Genomic DNA, 17,538 nt, shown 5'->3' with positions numbered 1-17,538 from the left:
TATCCAATATGGAACTTGGTTTAAGTAATTAAATATCATAGGGAAGGCCTCTGAAATTAAATCTGTCTAGGCTGAACCTTAGAGATTGGCTCTCCACTTATTAAGGGCCTTAAGGGATGGGATCATTCTGGAACCATACCAGCTGAACCACTCCCCGTTTACTAGTTCTATTATAGAATCCGGGCAATGTTCTTTGATCTCTTTGATGTGCTTTTCTTTGAAGGGATAAGGTTCACTGCTGAGTAATATTAGTTCAGGGGATAATGCGGAGAGTTCCTGAAGATCTGTAGTGGGATATCTTGCTTGATCACTGAAAACATTGGTCAGTCCATACTTATCCATTACATCATTAATGTAGGTATCGTGCCCAACTGACATCCACGGATCTTTCCATATAAAGTAAGCAGTGTTTACGCGTCTTGGTTTGGGGCGATGATTCAGTATCGAAGATATTTGGGTCGTGATCTTCCGGGCTAGTTCAGAACGTCCTGTTCTACTGCCTATCCTACTGATCTCAACTAAAGAATCTTCGATCGTGCTTACATTAGTAACCATGATCTCCGCCTGTGATTCCAAAGCTCGGACATCTTCTTCTCTATTCTCTTCTTTATTTGATATGATAAGGTCCGGTTTTAGGCCGATTATTTTATCGACATTGGGATTCTTGGTCCCGCCAATGATCTCTATCGCTTGAACAATATTTTCAGGGTGAATGCAAAACCGGGTTCGTCCTATGAGTTGCTTTTCGAGACCCATGTCGATAAGCAGTTCAGTTAGGCTAGGAACAAGAGAAATGATTCTTTTATATGGTAGTTCAGGCATAATGATGGATGATCTGTTCTGCCTGACGGGTGTAACTGCCACCAAACAGGTTAGTATGAACGAGTATAGGATAAAGATTATATAGTTTTACTCTGCCCTCAAACCCTTCTTCTAAAGGATACTCCTCATTATAGCCCTCATAGAAATCATTAGAAAATCCTCCAAAAAGACGCGTCATGCTGATATCCATCTCTCGGTGACCGTAATAAACAGCAGGGTCAAAAATAGAGGCATCGCCATTACTGTCGAACATATAATTACCACTCCATAGGTCACCGTGCAATAGAGCCGGTTTTTCCTGAGGGAAAATATGACCGAACTTACCGTACAGGTTTTGGATCGTTCTGAAGAGTGAGCGCTCGATCTTGCCTTCTTCAATAGCCATTTGGATCTGAGGTTCTATGCGCTCAATGGCAAAAAAGTCAGACCAATTGGAATGTTTGGCATTGGATTGAGGAAGTCTTCCAATAAAATTATCGTGATCGAGGCCAAAAGAATCAGCACTGCTCTTATGCATAAGAGCAAGTTGGCGGCCAAAATTATAAGAGGAAGTTTCGTTTTTGGCTCCATTCTCAATCCACTCCAAAACCAAAAAATCTTCGCCGGAAGCGAGAGTATCAGGTATACGTAAGCCTGATCCAGCCTGGGAAAGAAGTTTAAGGCCCTTAGCTTCCTTTGAGAACATGGTTGGATCGGCATTTTGATTCCATTTTATGAAAATGTTTTCACCATTTTGTAAAAATAACTGAGCAGCCTGATTGATATCTCCACCATGCACAGATTTGATAACTGAGATATCAGTATCAAAATGATCATTAATCTTATGAGATATGGATTCAGGTAGCATGATCAGTCTTCTATATATACTATAAATTCATTTAGTAAATCTTCTGTACTCCTTTCAAGCACATCAAAAACATTTTCAAACCCATCAATACCGCCATAATAAGGATCGGGTACATCTTTCATGTCTGCTTTGGGATCAAATTCACGCATCATTTTTACCTTATGCCCGTATTTGTCTTTGGTATCAAGGTCGAGAATGTTTTTGTAGTTTTCAGAATCCATAGCAAGAATTAGATCGAATTCTTCAAGATCAGCGTACTCAAATTTACGTGCCTTTGAAGGCAAGTGAATCCCCCGTTTGTTAGCAGTCGCCTGACTTTTACTGTTAGCTGACTCGCCGACATGGTACGCCGCAGTGCCAGCTGAGTCGATGTAAAAATAATTATCCAACCCTTTTTCTTTTACTTTGTGCAGAAAAATACCTTCTGCGGTGGGACTTCTACATATATTGCCAAGACAAACGAACACAAGTTTAAAAGGGTCTTTTTTGGTAATAGGTTTCATTATTTATCAAAATAGGTTATTGAATGATTAGTGCTCAAAAGTTAAGGGTTATAAAATAAGCAGTCATATTAAATAAGGGAATCTACTACACGATGAGTTCCGAATATTTTTCACGGAAGTAAATACAAGCTTTTCAATCATATTTTGTATATTTGAGGCTTAAAAACGATTCGCCTGAACTAAGTTTTTTATGGCAAAAAAATTCAAAGAAGTTAAACAATTAAGCTTTCCTAAATCAGAAGTCGAAATTCTGAATTGGTGGAAGGAACACAGGATCTTTAAAAAAAGTGTTGAGACACGCGAGGACGGTATACCCTTTACTTTCTATGAAGGACCGCCTACCGCGAACGGGAAACCGGGTATACACCACGTTATGGCAAGAACTGTAAAGGATATGTTCTGCCGATATAAGACGCTTAAAGGTTTTCGTGTTGAACGAAAAGCCGGATGGGATACCCATGGTCTGCCAGTTGAGATCGAAGTTGAAAAAGCATTGGGACTTGAGGGAAGAGCTCAGGTCGAAGAATTCGGCATCGATAAATACAATGCTGAGTGCCGTAAGAGTGTACTTAAGTACAAAGATCTTTGGGATGACCTAACATCCAGAATGGGGTACTGGGTGGATCAGGATGAACCGTATGTAACCTTTGAGAATAATTACATTGAATCCGTTTGGTGGGCTTTTAACAAACTATATAAGAAAGGTCTGGTATATAAAGGTTACAAGATTCAGTGGTACTCACCGGGAAGCGGGACTGTACTGTCTTCTCATGAGGTAAGCCTGGGCTATAAAGAAACTCAGGATCCGTCTATTTTTGTGAAGTTTAAGTCTGATGAGGCAGAGGACACCTATTTTCTGGCATGGACAACCACTCCATGGACCATCGTTTCCAATATGGCCTTAGCCGTTAATCCTTCCCTGGATTATGTTAAGGTTGGGCATTTTGATGAAACATTCATCATGGCTAAAGCTTGTGTGGATGAGGTTCTTGGAGAAGATTATATAATTAAAGATGAGTTCAAAGGAACCGCTTTAATTGGTAAGACCTATCAGCCGGTTTTCGATTTCGCGTCGAAACAATATGAAAAGCATGAAGCCTGGAGGGTGATACCTGCCGATTATGTAACTACGGAAGACGGGACAGGTGTGGTTCATACAGCTCCTGCTTTTGGTGCCGATGACTACGAGTCCTGCCAGAAAGCCAATATTCCGATGTTCAATCCAATTGACAGGGACGGTAAGTTTACGGAGCAGGCTCCTGATTTTGAAGGAGAGTGGTTTAAAGAGGCTGATAAGGATATTGCCCGTGCTATTAAGGACAAGGGATTGATGTATAAGCACGAAACCATGGTTCACAACTATCCTTTTGACTGGAGAAAGGGGACACCGTTAATGTCATATCCTGTAGAATCCTGGTTCATTGAGACCACCAAGCTGAAAGACCGCATGGTTGAGTTGAACAAAAAGATCAACTGGAAACCTGAAAGTACAGGAACCGGTCGTTTTGGAACCTGGCTAGAAAATAACGTAGACTGGGCCGTTTCACGCCAAAGATATTGGGGAACACCCCTTCCGATCTGGGTCAGTGATAAAGATCCTGAGTATGTTGAGTGTATCGGAAGCATCGCGAAACTGAAAGAAAAAGCCGGTTTAGATGAAGATGCTGACATTGATCTGCATCGCCCTTATATCGATGATATTACATGGGAAGCTCCGGATGGTGGTACCATGCGCAGAATTCCGGACCTGCTTGACGTCTGGTTCGATTCCGGTTCCATGCCGTTTGCTCAATGGCATTATCCCTTTGACAACGACCACGATTTTCAAGTTAATTACCCTGCCGACTTTATAGCTGAGGGAGTAGATCAAACCCGTGGTTGGTTCTACACGCTGCATGCACTGGGAACCATGTTGTTCAATGAAGAGGCGTATAAAAATGTAGTCTCAAACGGATTGGTTCTGGATGAGAACGGCGAAAAGATGAGTAAGTCTAAAGGTAATTCTGTTGACCCGTTTGAGGTTATTCAGGAGTACGGAGCTGACACCGTGCGCTGGTATATGATGAGTAATTCGTCGCCATGGGAAAACCTCAAATTCAGTCATGATGGATTGAAAGAAGTTCAGCGTAAATTTTTTAACACCATAGTAAATACCTACTCGTTCTTTGCGATGTACGCCAACATAGATGGATTCACTTTTTCAGGAACAGCTATCCCCAATGCTGACCGGCCTGAAATTGATAAATGGATCATTTCCCGACTTAATACGACTGTTAAGCTGGTAGAGGAACATCTTGAGGATTATGAACCTACTAAAGCAGCTCGTGAACTTGAGAGTTTTGTGGAAGAGCTAAGTAACTGGTACGTTCGCAGAAACCGGCGCCGTTTTTGGAAAGAAGGCAATACGCTTGATAAAACAGCGGCCTATCAAACTCTTTATGAATGTTTATTGAACCTCAGTAAATTGATCAGCCCAGTAGCACCTTTTGTTGGTGAGTGGCTCTATCAGAAACTGAATGAAGTGACAGGACATGACGAGGAATCCGTTCATCTGTCGTTCTTCCCAACGGTGGAAGAAACAGCTATCAACAAGGCTCTTGAGCATAAGATGGAGATGGCCAGGCTCATTTCCTATATTGTATTACGCGTTCGGAATCAGATCGATATGAACGTGCGACAGCCACTTGGTCGTATTATATTGCCGATCAAAGATGAAAGTGAGCGACAGGCAATTGAATCAGTACGGGATATCATTCTGGAAGAGGTGAATGTGAAAGACATTCAATTTGTAGATGATGATTCCGGAATTGTGGAAAAATCAGCTAAGCCGAATTACCCTGTGTTGGGTAAACGCTTGGGTCCTAAAATGAAAGCTGTGGCAGCCAAGGTAAATCAGTTGACCACAGAAGAGATCACTGAGTTTGAGAAAAATGGCTGGATCGATCTTGAGATCGATGATGAGACCATTCGAATTGACTCTGAAGGGCTTGAGATCATCCGAACGGGATTAGAAGGCTGGACAGTTGAAACCGAAAAAGGACTCAGTGTAGCTGTTGATACAGCTCTGAGTGAAGAACTTATTCAGGAAGGTATTGCCAGGGAGTTTGTGAATCGCGTACAAAACATGCGTAAAGAAGCTAACTTTGAGGTGACCGACCGGATCGCTATTGGATTTACAGGATCTGATACGATTAAGGAGGCTGTTGTTTCCATGAGTGATTATATTAAGAAGGAAACATTAGCTGAAGAACTTCAGATCAAAGAATTGGACATCTCAGATTTTACTAAAACCTGGGAAATTGGAGGGGAAGAGTGCACCATCTCCATCCGAAGAAATATTAATTCATAATAACGCGGCTATGGCTACAAACGAATCAAAGAAAGACGAAAGAGTATCTCCATACAGCGACGAAGAGCTGGAATATTTTCGCGAAATCATCATCAAGAAAATGGAAGATGCAGAAGAAGAATTGAATGCTTTGCAGCGTACACTACGCGAAAGCATGGAAAATGCTTCGGATGAATCCGCCTATTCTTACCACATGGCTGACGCCGGTACGGATGCACAGGAACGTGAAAAGACCTATATGCTTTTCAATCGAACTAAGAAATTCATCAAATATCTGGATGATGCCCTGAACAGGATCGATAATAAAACCTATGGAGTGTGTAAGGTAACCGGTAAGAAGATCTCAAAAGGACGACTTGAGGCGGTTCCTCATACTCAGTTAAGCATCGACGCTAAATTAAAACGCAGATAAGCGAGCCGGTTTGAACCGAAAAAAATTAACCGCCCTTATTGTGCCGGCCATTCTCGTGCTGGGGATCGATCAGTTTACAAAATGGCTGGTCAGAACCTCACCGGAACTTCAGAATAAAGTACTGATCGATGGCTGGTTGCAATTCTACTTTACAAAGAATCCCGGGATGGCTTTGGGTATCGACTTTTTGTCGACACCGGTAGTCAGCATTGTGGCTATTCTTGCCGTAACAGGAATTCTTATTTACATCTTAAAAAATATTGAGCAAGCCGGTATAGGTTACCTGATCTGTATGGGTTTGATAATCGGGGGGGCGTTTGGAAATATTGCCGACCGTTTGTTTATGGCGATCATCATGGATTATGGTGGAGTGCTTGATGGGCACGTGGTCGATTTTATCTATTTCTCACTTCAGATAGGAGACTGGACGGTCTTTCCTTATATCTTTAATGTAGCAGACATAGCTATATCAGCTTCAATAATCCTTCTGATACTTTTCAATAAACGATTTCTTATTAATAATGACGGGGAAAGAGATGAATCAGGATTCGAAACTGATACAGGCTTGGAAGGTGCACACTTAAGTCAGGAAATTTCAGGAGATAAGTAAAAAGATAGGTTATTCAGGCCTGTTAATTTTCCAGATCTATACTAGTTACTCTTCGGTATGCTTTTGATGAGATAAAAAATCAAAATCAGGACTGATTGGTACCTGATCCACGATCTCCAATCCGAAACTGTTGATACCAATTCTCTTAACCGGGTTATTTGTCATCAGGCGCAATTTGCGAATACCCAATGAACGAAGTATTTGAGCTCCCACTCCGTAATCTCTCGCGTCACCTCTTGGAGAGATGTCCTCTTCGTTACTTTCCAGCCTTCCTTTTTGAAGAGCTTTCAATGTTTTAAGCTGGTTGACAAGTACAGAGCCGCGCTGATTACGATTCATATAAAGTACCACACCTTGACCCTCTCGTTCTACCTGCAGCATCGCCTGATGAAGCTGTTCACTGGTGTCTTTATTTCGTGCGCCGAAAATATCACCGATCAGGTCAGAAGAGTGAACGCGTGTCAGTACCGGTTCTTCCTTGCTCCAGGTTCCTTTAGTAAGGGCAAGGTGAATATCGCCCGTTAGCTTCTCTTTGAAAGCACGAAGACTGAAATCTCCATACATAGTAGGTAGATTTACATCCATTACCTCATGAACCAGGGTCTCATTTTCATTACGGTAAGCAATGAGATCCTTGATGGTAATGATCTTCATTTCAAACTCTTTGGCCATTCTAATGAGTTCAGGAACGCGAGCCATCTCCCCGTCTTCCTTCATGATCTCACAAATGATCCCTACGGGCTTCATTCCTGCAAGACGAGCGAGGTCAATGGCAGCCTCGGTATGTCCAGCGCGACGAAGTACTCCGCCTTCTACAGCAAGCAGAGGGAATACATGACCCGGACGCCTGAAATCAACCGGTTTCGAATCATCGCTTGCCAGTTCACGAATGGTATTTGCCCTGTCAGCGGCAGAAATCCCGGTGGTTGTGAGCCGTTTGTGGTCAATGGAAATTGTGAAGTTAGCTTCATCAGGATCTGCTCCTTCCTGAACCATGTGCTGAAGTTTAAGCTTATCCGCTTTTTCTTTAGTTATGGGAGCACAGACTAATCCACGACCATGAGTTACCATTAAATTAATGGCATCGTTGGTCACCATTTCGGCAGCCATGAGAAAATCACCCTCATTCTCCCGGTCCTCATCATCGACAACAATGACGATCTTGCCATTTTTAATGTCTTCAATAGCTTCTGGAATTGTGTTAAATGTGAACTCCTGACTCATAGCGAATGATATAATACTTAAAGAGGGCTAAGGGATAGCAACAAAAAGGCTCTTTTGTTAAGAGCCATTCGATTATTTATCCTTTTTATTAGGGTTCACATCGGTAATGGCAGATTTAAGCATGCGGATCTTGGTTCCGCTGTCAACATCAACCAAAACTTCATTTTCTTCGATCTTGTCCAGAATACCGATGATGCCAGATGAAGTAACAATTTTGTCACCCTTTTTCATTTCATCAACCATTTTCTGGATCTCTTTTTGTCGCTTGCTTTGCGGACGGATGATAAAGAAATAGAAAACGAGAAATATGGCACCAAGGAATACCAGGTTAAGTATACCGGCACTTTCATCACCGGGTTGACCCATCAAAAATAAAGGTAGAAACTGCATAAATTGAATTTATTGTAAGTTTGAATTTTCCGGTGTGAAGATACGATATTCTAAGGATAATGACGATTTTTAAACGTCAGTCTATTCTGAGGTTATTAAAGAAAATAGAACACACTTCATAATTTACTCTCCTCAATCAAAAAGTGACTTCAAAAATTTCTGATGTCGTTCTTTATTCTTAAGAATAAGTAATGGTATCCCAAAAGAATAGTAAGTCATTTTATCGGTGAAATCATCCCGTAAAATACTGGTAATCTTTTTGGTTGATTTGGCACCAACTATAATCAGGTCTGCCTGATTACGGACAGCCTCATCATAGACCTCATCGGCGATCCTCCCTTCTTTATGCAGTGTAAGTGTGAAGTTTACATTGTCAGGAATATCAAATTCATCGATAAAGTCAGCTTTTTGATCCTCTACATGTTTTTTGATCTTCTTCTTTTCCTCATCCGATGGCATATAGGGAAAGAAATGTGAAGGGTACTTGAATATATGCTGAGCGCGGACTTTTCCCTCATTTTTTTGGACAAGGTCTCTTGCAAATGATACAGCATTGGCAGACTGTTCCGAGAAATCAACAGGTGCCAATATTGTATCTATGGCGTAACGGCTGTTTTCAGGTACAAACAATATGGTAGCCGGAACATACTTCACGATCCGGCGGGCAATGACACCTTCACCTACATATCCGGTCTTCTTGCCCATCATAAGCAGGTCAGGATCCATGGTCTTCATCATATCAATGATCTGATCTGTAGGGCGACCCTTTTTAAGGATCAGTCGCGTTTCAACGTCGCCATCATCAAATTCCTTATCTATTTTTTTGTTTAGCTCTGCTCTGATCACGTCCTCAAAATCATCTTTGTTTTTCAGATCGGGAAAAAGATCGACCATTTCATCGGCAACAGCACCGGATTCTATAACGTGTAGAAATGAGATCGTTTTAGGCTTCATGACTGAAGTCAAAAATTTTGCATATCCAACCAGGATATCGTCCATCTTTGATAGATCTAAGCAAATGAACCAATGGTCTAATTTCTTCATATTAATCACCTTATTCCTCTTTGTCTTTTTGTTGATTCTTGATGGCATCTTCAACAAGCTCTTTGTAGGATTCACGATCTATATCCTTAATACGTTGCTGATTCTCGCGGTATTCCCGTTTCAGACCCTGATGTAAACTGTAACACATTACGAGCAGGATAAGGGCAAATGGAAGTCCCGTACTGATAGAGGCCGTTTGCAAGGCAGTTAATCCTCCGCCAACCAATAAAATAGCTGCAACTAATCCCTCTGTCTGAGCCCAAAAAATTCGTTGACCTACCGGGGCATCCAGTTTACCGCCACTGGTTAGTCCATCAATTACTAATGAGCCTGAGTCTGAAGATGTTACGAAGAAACTCAGGATCAGGACTATGGCAATGATGGATGTAACCATTTCGAGAGGGAATTGCTCAAGAAATACAAATAAAGCAGTTGCTACATTTTCGTTAACCGCATCACCGATAGTGCCAATGCCTGACATCTCAAGGTTGATCGCGGATCCCCCGAAAGCTGACATCCAAAGGAAGGTTATGATGCTTGGTACGATCAATACGCCAAGCACAAACTCCTTGACTGTTCGCCCTTTTGATATTCTTGCAATAAACATACCTACATAAGGTGACCACGATATCCACCAGGCCCAATAGAAGATGGTCCATGATGACTGCCAATTAGTACCGGAATAGGATTCCGTCCAGAAACTAAAAGTAGCTACGGAACTTACATAACCACCAAAATTTTGAATGAAAGAATCAAAAATGAAGATGGTAGGCCCGACGAAGATCACGAATACGAGAAAAAGGGCTGCAATTCGAATGTTCAACTCACTTAAAACGCGTACTCCTTTATCAATACCTAAGACCACAGAACCCGTTGCAACACCGGTAATGGCTATAATGATACCTACCTGTAGGTAGATATTATCAGGAAATCCAAAAACGTGTTCGAGCCCGGCACTCACCTGCAATACTCCTAAGCCAAGTGAAGTAGCAAGTCCAAATAAAGTAGCTAAAACGGCAAGGGTATCGATGACGTCTCCCATCCATCCTTTGATCCGGTCACCGATCAACGGATAAAAGACCGAGCGGAAGGAAAGCGGTAATCCTCTGTTGAAAGCAAAGAAACCAAGTGAGAGACCTACGACCGCATAAATGGCCCAGGCATGAAAACCCCAGTGGAGATAGGTAAGATTCATAGCTTGCTGAGCAGCTTCCGATGTTCCACCCTCAGCCATTGGTGGTGAGAGATAATGAAAGATAGGTTCAGCCACACTCCAAAACATGATACCAATTCCCATCCCGGCACTGAATAACATGGCAAACCAAGCCATGGTGCTAAAGTCGGTTTCAGCTTTATCTCCTCCGAGTTTGATATTTCCAAACCGGCTAAAGGCAATAAATAATGAGAATACGATAAACACATTCACAACGATTACAAAGAACCAGCCGCCATTGTCTGTGATCGCATTTTGTATGTTATTAAAAAGCTCTTCTGCCTGATCGCCAAGTAAAAGTGTAGAAGCGATCATGGCTGTAATTAAGATAATTGCCGGCCAGAAAACCGGTTTATGTATATCAAAGTATTTTTTAATACCTGTGCGTTTACCTTTAGGTTCTTCTTCTCCTCGAATGGCCATTATTGATTTTTTAAATTGTTAAAATTGGCTTCAGGAATAAATGACACTACTTATTCAAAAAGCAGCATTATCTTGTAGTGCCTACTGACTTCTTATAATTACAAGAAATCGCTAAATACAATTCAATGTGAACTTAGGAGTTGCTAAATCCCCATATCTAAGGCCTGAAGGCTACATAAATTAAGGGTCACTATCAAATTTATGCAGAATTGTTTATTAGTGAGTTGAAACTAAACTGATATATAAAAATAAAGGCTTCGAAGAATGAACTTCGAAGCCTTCATGCAAATAAATAACGCTTTTATTCTCGCACTATTTTTAAAATGTTAACACCATCTTTACCATTTGCAAGCACAACTAAATTGCCTCTTGTTTTAACAAAGTTAGCTGAACCGTTGTCTCTTTTCCATTGATAAATTTTCACAGGCTCTTTATTAGGACTTTTAGCTTTATCAGTAATAAAAAGACCGTCAGTACCATTAGCAATGAATACATGTTTACCACTGACTGTAACACCATTAGATGCATCGGTGCCTTTTGGGTTAAACTCATAATCTGGATCGCTTTCTGAATTGAATTTAAACCCTTTTACTCCTTGATTACCGAGGGCTACGTAAGTGATATTTTCAGGGTGTTCAAGTACGTTTTTTCCATCCACCGGATGTACTTTAAATGGTGTGGTGTAATTTGTTGCATTGTCGAGACCCGAATCCATAACCATGAAATTAGCATTATGGTCATCGGTAAGATTCAAACCAACTATATCACTGCCTCTTTTAACAATACTTTTTGCAAAGTCTGTGTCCTTTCGATTAAGTATGTTAAAATCGGGTTTGCTTTTACTTAATTGGTAGAATCCTCCTCCTGTAGCACCGGTAGCTACATAAAGATAATTATTGCCGGGAGCATCCACTATATCATTACCTGAGTAACTAGGCAAAGGCGTTTCTCGATAACTATTTCCTAAAATCTCATTGTTGTCGATGGTAAATTCGCCGATAATTGCTCCATTATGACCATCCGTGGAATATGCGGAACTTGATACATCACGCCCACCTGTGATCCAAAGAAGTTTATTATTTTCTTCGACGTTGATGTCATTTATGTCGGTATCAGCTATAGTGATTTGCGAAACAAAAGTTGGATTCGGCTCATCCTGATTAGGAATATCAATGATATCTACGGCTCCACCATAGGCGTCTTTATAAAGGTGGTAAGAGATGTAGATCTTATTGGCGCGAATATCAATACTTGTTGCACTCAGGGTGTCCCCGTTTAATTCGGGTGAATTAACATTGGCGACAAGTCTTAGTTCTATACTGGAAGAGTTAATAGAAGCTTTGGATCGCGATGAATCCAAAACGATTGGTTGATTGATGATCTGAATTCTTTCATTCAGTGACTCAATATTATTGTTGACATCGACCTTAAAATTATTTCCGTCACTGTTAGATAAGATGTCACAGGCACTAAATGTGAATGCCACTAACAATACAATAAGTAAACCTTTTACATTTACCATAACTATTAACCCCTTAAAGCTGAAAACTTAGATTTATACTACACATAATTTAAAGATATACGCGCTAATATGTTTATAGAATTTTTTAAGAGTGAGTTATAAATATTGAAACCATAAATGTGGATGACAAGCTTTAGTGTTTGTGGGGTTTTTATTGGTGAAACTTTTTGCCGTTTTTGGCCATCTTTTCCATCAGTGGGGTTGGTTTAAATCTTGGGCCAAATTTTTCGGCATATTTTTTCAGTTTATCTAAAACCTTCTCTATTCCGGTTTGATCAATATAACGGAACGGGCCACCGAGAAATGGCGGAAAGCCTAATCCCAAGATAGCTCCAAGGTCTCCATCTTCAGCAGATTTCAGAATCCCTTCCTCCAGACACCATACAGCTTCGTTGATCATGGTCAGTGCCATACGCATTTGGGCGGTTTCTTTGTCGGGGTCTTCACGCTTTTTTCCGCCAAAATGTTCGTAGATCTCTGTGTTGACTTCCTTCTTCTTACCTGATGAGTATTTGTACATTCCCCGTTTGTTTTTTCGGCCTTTATAACCGGCATCCAGTAATTCCTGAGCTCTGTTGGCGGTATCAATACCGCGCTCGGCAAACATCTCTGACATGGTTTCAGCGACATGTGCTCCCACATCAATGCCTACTTCATCAAAGAGAGCCATGGGTCCAACCGGGAATCCCCAGTCTTTCATGATCTTGTCGAGGAATTCGATAGAGGCCCCCTCATCTAATAGCTTAAGGGCTTCATTCATATACGGAGCAAGAATTCGGGTAGTGTAGAAACCGGGGCCATCTTTAACCACTATCACATTCTTTCCTTGTTCAACACCGACTTTAAAAGCGGTTTGTGTAACCCATTCAGCTGTTTTTTCAGTGGTAATGATTTCAAGCAGTGGCATTTTCTGAACCGGTGAGAAATAGTGCATTCCAATGATATTTTCCGGCCTATTTGCCCCTTCGGCAATTTCAGAAATAGGCAATGAAGATGTATTGGATGCAAATATGCAATTGTCTGCGGTAGCTGATTCCACCTGTTGAACGATATTTTGTTTCAGTTCCAGATCTTCAAAAACGGCTTCAATAACAAGGTCTACGCCAGCAAACCCATCGTAAGAATCAACACCGGTAACTTTACTTGCGATCCTGTCCCGCTCGAATTCTGAGATGATCTTCTTCTGAGCTTTTTCATTCAGGGATTCCCAGATCGACTTCTCTCCTTCAGCTGCTTTATCAACTGACTGATCCTTCAACAGAACCTCATAGTCACCCTTGCTTATGCTTACGTCTGCTATCCCTGACCCCATCAATCCTGCTCCAAGCACAGCAAGCTTTCTTACCGGCTTCACCAGATCAGGATTAGGCACTTTTTTGGAGGCATTCATGCCGAAAAATAAATTAACAAGGTTACGTGATTCCTGAGTAGCTCCCAATTCGCCAAACAGAACGGTTTCATTTTCCAGTCCTTTTTTCAAGCCATGCTTATAGCCATATTCAACAGCATCGATGATCTTAGGCGGTGCCGGGTAATTCCCTTTCGTCTCGGCGGCTGTCTTTTTGCGGGCTTGAGAGAATATTATCTTGCGGCCAATAGGGTTTCCTTCAAGTAGCCTCTCCACAAAGGACCGTTTATCTTTTCTGGTAAATTTTCCGTTGGCGATCTTGTGAACGCCTTTGATGGCTGCTGTTTCAATGGCATCTTTGTGAGTAACTTCGTCCATCAATCCCATTTTCCTGGCCTGACGGGTATAGATGTTTTTCCCCTGCAGCATATAGGTCAAAGCCTTTTGAATACCTATGAGTCGTGGCAGTCTTTGGGTTCCACCGGTTCCGGGCAACAAGCCAAGTTTCACTTCCGGGAGTGAAAAAACAGTTTTTGAACTGTCAGAGCAAACCCGGTATTGGCAAGCAAGTGAAAGCTCAAGTCCTCCACCCATGCAGCTGCCATGCACGGCTACTGCTATAGGTTTTTTGAAATCAGATATTCGGTTCAGGATCTTATGACCATCCTTGCTGAGCTGTTCAATTTCTTCTGCAGAATCACGAGTCTGAAACATATCAATATCTGCCCCGGCGATAAAATTATCCTTTTTACCGGAAATCAGAACAGCTCCTATTAGTTCGTTATCAGATTCAAGTGTGTCCAGAAAAGATGAGAACTCATCCATCAAGGTTTCATTGAGTTTATTCACCTTCTCCCCGGGTAGATCAAGGGTGATGATGGCGACGTTGTCTTTTTGGGTGATGTTTAGGTAGCTCATGGTATGTGTGATTGAATATGAACCCAAAGGTAGACACGCGATGCATCGCGTCTCTACCTTTGGGTGGAAATTTTTTAATTAATTCGAATACCGTTCCAACACAATAGCATGCCCTTGTCCTCCTGCGGCACATGCAGAAACGAGGGCGTATTTACCATCTTCTCTGAGCAAACGATTGGCAGCGGTGGTGACAAGTCGTACGCCAGTAGCTCCAAAAGGGTGTCCTAAAGAAAGTGAGCCGCCCAGCGTATTGAGTTTATCCATATCGATCTTGCCCACTTTTTTATCGCGGCTCAGGTTTTCTTTTGCGAATGAGTCTGAATCCAGGGCGGCAAGAACGGATAGAACCTGTCCGGCAAAAGCTTCGTGCAATTCGATCACATCCATATCACTCAGTTCGAGCTTCATAGCGTCCAGAACTTTTGGGATCGCATAAGCCGGCCCCAATAAAAGCTCCTCACCGGGGTCCTGAGATACGAAATTGTATTCACGCAGGTAGGCTTTTGGTTTTAAACCAAGGTCAAGTGCGGTTTGCTCCTCCATGATGTAGCAGGCTGAGGCCCCATCAGTAAAAAAGGAAGAATTACCTGCTGTTACGGTACCATGTGGTTTAATGAAGGCCGGGCGGAGTTTTGAAAGTTTTTCAATCGACGTGTCTGCCCGAAACCCGTTATCATGTTCTACTACCTCAAATTCAGGCGGCAGTTTGGCCGGGATGAGTTCCTCATCAAGCAATCCATCGTCAGTCGCTTTGGCAGCCAGGTGATGGGATCGCATAGCGTATTCATCCTGATCATGGCGTGAAATCCCAAATCGGGCCGACATCCGGTCTGCGCTTTCACCCATCACCTCACCGGTGGAAAATTCAGCGATGGCCGGCAATTCCGGAAGAAGATCCTTGAATCTCAATCCCTTAAAAAACTTCAGGTAATCCGTTGGTTTTTTGTACTTCCTTGCGGCTAGTACTTTTTGGCGAAATTTCTTTCTGAAGCGAACCGGAATGTCAGACATGGTCTCTGTTCCGCTTGCCAGAATGATTTTTGACTGACCGGTTCGTATGAGATCCACTCCACTGGCAATGGCCTGGTTGGATGAGATACACGCCATGGTTGTAGTGAATGCAGGCACGGAATTAGGTATTCCGGCTCCCAGGGCACTTTCCCGGGCTACGTTACTTGTCTTTACTTCCTGAATCACCGTGCCCATGATCACCCTGTCTATATCTTTTGGATCTACCGGGTTTCGTGCCATTAATCCATTGATTGCCATTCGCCCGAGGTCGTAAGCCATCATATCATTATAATTTGTACCGGATCGTTGAAAGGGAATGCGGCAACCATCCACAATGACAGCATTAAAGGTGTTGTTATTCGTGTTGCTCATAAAATTCAGGATTTAGCAGAATGCTTAAATTTATGTACTTGTCTGATCGTCTGATTCCGGACAAACACAGTTGTATAAGTTAACAGTGTTAACCAATAAATCAAGATGTAGTGTTATTTTTCTTTGTCTGTGTTTGAAATGTTCTTATATTTGTCGCCCTTCAAGCAAGTCGGGCGATTAGCTCAGTTGGTTTAGAGCACCTCGTTTACACCGAGGGGGTCGGGGGTTCGAGTCCCTCATCGCCCACACAGAAAGCTTCTCAAAGATGAGAAGCTTTTTTTGTTTATAGCCGCTCCACTGCTATTAGGTAAAAACAGAACAAGTTTTCGGACAAATTAGTTAGCTTACTGTATATGATGAATCGCTCACTGGTTTTTGTTTTAATACTTTTTTCAGTCCTCTTTCTGTTTGCAGCGTGTGGAAACTCAAAAAAAGCAGACACTGCGGATTTTCAGGATGCAAGAACGTTTGACCTATCTGAAATAAAAGAAGCTGAATTGAGCCTAAATAAGTCTTTCAGCATCGGTTCCTATGGCACGGTCAATGATATTGGGGCCGTGGCTGCTGATGATCAGGGGTTTGTTTTTGTGGTTAACAGCTACAACAAGAAGATCGAGGTTTTTGACAGAACCGGCGATCATATTGAAAGCCTGGGCGGGCTTGGGAGTGACCCCGGGGATTACAGGAATCCGGTGTTTATGAAGGTGCAGGGTGATCACCTCTTCACATTCGATAATTCGTTACATAGAGTTTATAAGTACAAGCTTTCTGATCGGGAACTAAGGTCGGTGACAGAACTTGATAATGCCATCAGTCAGTTTGGCATTGATTCACTGAGATCCGCAAAACCAGTTATGCTTGAAGTGACTGCAGATGAAAATTACCTGGTTGGATTTCAGGTGGTTAGGAGTACGGAAGACCGCCGGTTGATATATTATAAGATAGATGAAAACGGACAGATCCTGTCAAATCAGTTGTTTTCTGTGAGTAATCGAAATCTTCATGTAGACCGTACCGTCGACCCTCCGCTTATTATGATGCTCCCGTATGAGCCTGAGGTATTGATCAGAACAGATACACAAGGCAGAATCTTAAAAATAGACACCGATCATTTTCTGATCATCCTTATGGATAGTAAAAGTGAGGAAATCGAATCACGGTACTACCCTTTTGAAAAACATGATCTGATCCGTTCTGAGGTTCTTGAAATGTACACAGACACTTTTCGCCGCAGAGCCATACGAAGAGCTTCACTTCCTGATACATGGCCCGCACTTTCCCATATTTTGATGGACGATCAAGACCGTTTATGGGCCGCCTCCATTGTTTCAGATCCGGATATCTATAGGTGGTTCATTATTGCTCCAAGTGGGCAGCCTTTAGCTACATTTGAACTTTCCAGAAAGAAGAAGATAGAGGCAATAAGAGGTGAAACGGTATATATCAAATCCTTTAATGCAAGCCGGTTATCGGATGAGGTAAAGAGATATACCCTGAAATTTTAGTTAAATTGTGCGAGTCTGAAAAACA

At 42.0% G+C, this 17,538-nt stretch carries 14 protein-coding genes and 1 tRNA gene; 5 read left to right on the top strand and 10 right to left on the bottom strand.

The features are described 5' to 3' along the window. Positions 1–78 precede the first annotated feature (78 nt). From ACKGJO_RS11390 to ACKGJO_RS11380, 3 genes are read right to left on the bottom strand one after another with little or no spacing between them, the layout of a single operon-like run. Positions 79–822, bottom strand: coding sequence for a helical backbone metal receptor (locus ACKGJO_RS11390; RefSeq protein ID WP_411323563.1), 744 nt, complete (start codon positions 820–822; stop codon positions 79–81). Continuing rightward, on the bottom strand, positions 815–1,669 hold the full coding sequence (locus ACKGJO_RS11385) for a fructosamine kinase family protein (protein WP_411323562.1): 855 nt from the start codon (positions 1,667–1,669) through the stop codon (positions 815–817). Before ACKGJO_RS11385 ends, ACKGJO_RS11390 begins: the two co-directional genes overlap by 8 nt. A gap of 2 nt (positions 1,670–1,671) precedes the next feature. Further along, the gene (locus ACKGJO_RS11380) at positions 1,672–2,172 is read right to left on the bottom strand and encodes a low molecular weight protein-tyrosine-phosphatase (RefSeq protein ID WP_411323561.1); all 501 of its coding nucleotides are present in this window, start codon (positions 2,170–2,172) and stop codon (positions 1,672–1,674) included. Positions 2,173–2,362: 190 nt separating this feature from the next. Here ACKGJO_RS11380 and ileS point away from each other — a divergent pair, with 190 nt between their 5' ends. From ileS to ACKGJO_RS11365, 3 genes are read left to right on the top strand one after another with little or no spacing between them, the layout of a single operon-like run. After that, on the top strand, positions 2,363–5,521 hold the full coding sequence (gene ileS, locus ACKGJO_RS11375) for an isoleucine--tRNA ligase (RefSeq protein ID WP_411323560.1): 3,159 nt from the start codon (positions 2,363–2,365) through the stop codon (positions 5,519–5,521). A 10-nt stretch (positions 5,522–5,531) separates the two neighbouring features. Continuing rightward, entirely contained in the window at positions 5,532–5,933 is a 402-nt protein-coding gene (locus ACKGJO_RS11370; RefSeq protein WP_411323559.1) for a TraR/DksA family transcriptional regulator, read from the top strand. Between the two features lie 10 nt (positions 5,934–5,943). Continuing rightward, a complete protein-coding gene (locus tag ACKGJO_RS11365) occupies positions 5,944–6,543 on the top strand; it encodes a signal peptidase II (protein ID WP_411323558.1) in 600 nt (199 codons plus the stop codon). Positions 6,544–6,588: 45 nt separating this feature from the next. On the opposite strand, the gene ribB is transcribed toward ACKGJO_RS11365, so the two are convergent. From ribB to ACKGJO_RS11330, 7 genes are all read right to left on the bottom strand, one after another. Beyond that, positions 6,589–7,767, bottom strand: coding sequence for a 3,4-dihydroxy-2-butanone-4-phosphate synthase (gene ribB, locus ACKGJO_RS11360; protein ID WP_411323557.1), 1,179 nt, complete (start codon positions 7,765–7,767; stop codon positions 6,589–6,591). Between the two features lie 72 nt (positions 7,768–7,839). Continuing rightward, complete coding sequence (yajC, locus tag ACKGJO_RS11355) at positions 7,840–8,157, bottom strand: preprotein translocase subunit YajC (RefSeq protein ID WP_411323556.1); 318 nt, start codon at positions 8,155–8,157, stop codon at positions 7,840–7,842. 132 nt (positions 8,158–8,289) lie between these two features. After that, positions 8,290–9,201, bottom strand: coding sequence for a universal stress protein (locus ACKGJO_RS11350; RefSeq protein ID WP_411323555.1), 912 nt, complete (start codon positions 9,199–9,201; stop codon positions 8,290–8,292). A gap of 10 nt (positions 9,202–9,211) precedes the next feature. Next, complete coding sequence (locus tag ACKGJO_RS11345) at positions 9,212–10,837, bottom strand: BCCT family transporter (RefSeq protein WP_411323554.1); 1,626 nt, start codon at positions 10,835–10,837, stop codon at positions 9,212–9,214. A gap of 301 nt (positions 10,838–11,138) precedes the next feature. Further along, positions 11,139–12,359, bottom strand: coding sequence for an LVIVD repeat-containing protein (locus tag ACKGJO_RS11340; protein ID WP_411323553.1), 1,221 nt, complete (start codon positions 12,357–12,359; stop codon positions 11,139–11,141). Between the two features lie 151 nt (positions 12,360–12,510). Continuing rightward, positions 12,511–14,625: a fatty acid oxidation complex subunit alpha FadJ gene (fadJ, locus tag ACKGJO_RS11335; RefSeq protein ID WP_411323552.1), complete on the bottom strand. Its 2,115-nt coding sequence runs from the start codon at positions 14,623–14,625 to the stop codon at positions 12,511–12,513. A gap of 78 nt (positions 14,626–14,703) precedes the next feature. Next, on the bottom strand, positions 14,704–16,008 hold the full coding sequence (locus ACKGJO_RS11330; protein ID WP_411323551.1) for an acetyl-CoA C-acyltransferase: 1,305 nt from the start codon (positions 16,006–16,008) through the stop codon (positions 14,704–14,706). 171 nt (positions 16,009–16,179) lie between these two features. Here ACKGJO_RS11330 and ACKGJO_RS11325 point away from each other — a divergent pair. Together ACKGJO_RS11325 and ACKGJO_RS11320 are read left to right on the top strand one after the other, a co-directional pair. Beyond that, positions 16,180–16,254 (top strand) — tRNA-Val (locus ACKGJO_RS11325). A 107-nt stretch (positions 16,255–16,361) separates the two neighbouring features. Next, entirely contained in the window at positions 16,362–17,513 is a 1,152-nt protein-coding gene (locus tag ACKGJO_RS11320; RefSeq protein ID WP_411323550.1) for a 6-bladed beta-propeller, read from the top strand. The last annotated feature ends 25 nt before the right edge of the window (positions 17,514–17,538 follow it).

Origin of the sequence: Gracilimonas qinghaiensis, assembly GCF_046602855.1 — a bacterium.
Taxonomy (GTDB): Bacteria; Bacteroidota; Rhodothermia; order Balneolales; family Balneolaceae; genus Gracilimonas.
This window is presented reverse-complemented; position numbering and strand designations above follow the sequence as displayed.

Excerpts from the sequence above, each read along its gene's own strand:
- ACKGJO_RS11320 (WP_411323550.1), top strand. The coding sequence starts at position 16,362 with ATGATGAATCGCTCACTGGTTTTTGTTTTAATACTTTTTTCAGTCCTC.
- ACKGJO_RS11380 (WP_411323561.1), bottom strand. The coding sequence starts at position 2,172 with ATGAAACCTATTACCAAAAAAGACCCTTTTAAACTTGTGTTCGTTTGT.
- ACKGJO_RS11345 (WP_411323554.1), bottom strand. The coding sequence starts at position 10,837 with ATGGCCATTCGAGGAGAAGAAGAACCTAAAGGTAAACGCACAGGTATT.
- ACKGJO_RS11390 (WP_411323563.1), bottom strand. The coding sequence starts at position 822 with ATGCCTGAACTACCATATAAAAGAATCATTTCTCTTGTTCCTAGCCTA.
- yajC (WP_411323556.1), bottom strand. The coding sequence starts at position 8,157 with ATGCAGTTTCTACCTTTATTTTTGATGGGTCAACCCGGTGATGAAAGT.
- ileS (WP_411323560.1), top strand. The coding sequence starts at position 2,363 with ATGGCAAAAAAATTCAAAGAAGTTAAACAATTAAGCTTTCCTAAATCA.
- ACKGJO_RS11370 (WP_411323559.1), top strand. The coding sequence starts at position 5,532 with ATGGCTACAAACGAATCAAAGAAAGACGAAAGAGTATCTCCATACAGC.
- ACKGJO_RS11340 (WP_411323553.1), bottom strand. The coding sequence starts at position 12,359 with ATGGTAAATGTAAAAGGTTTACTTATTGTATTGTTAGTGGCATTCACA.
- ACKGJO_RS11330 (WP_411323551.1), bottom strand. The coding sequence starts at position 16,008 with ATGAGCAACACGAATAACAACACCTTTAATGCTGTCATTGTGGATGGT.
- ACKGJO_RS11350 (WP_411323555.1), bottom strand. The coding sequence starts at position 9,201 with ATGAAGAAATTAGACCATTGGTTCATTTGCTTAGATCTATCAAAGATG.
- fadJ (WP_411323552.1), bottom strand. The coding sequence starts at position 14,625 with ATGAGCTACCTAAACATCACCCAAAAAGACAACGTCGCCATCATCACC.
- ACKGJO_RS11385 (WP_411323562.1), bottom strand. The coding sequence starts at position 1,669 with ATGCTACCTGAATCCATATCTCATAAGATTAATGATCATTTTGATACT.
- ribB (WP_411323557.1), bottom strand. The coding sequence starts at position 7,767 with ATGAGTCAGGAGTTCACATTTAACACAATTCCAGAAGCTATTGAAGAC.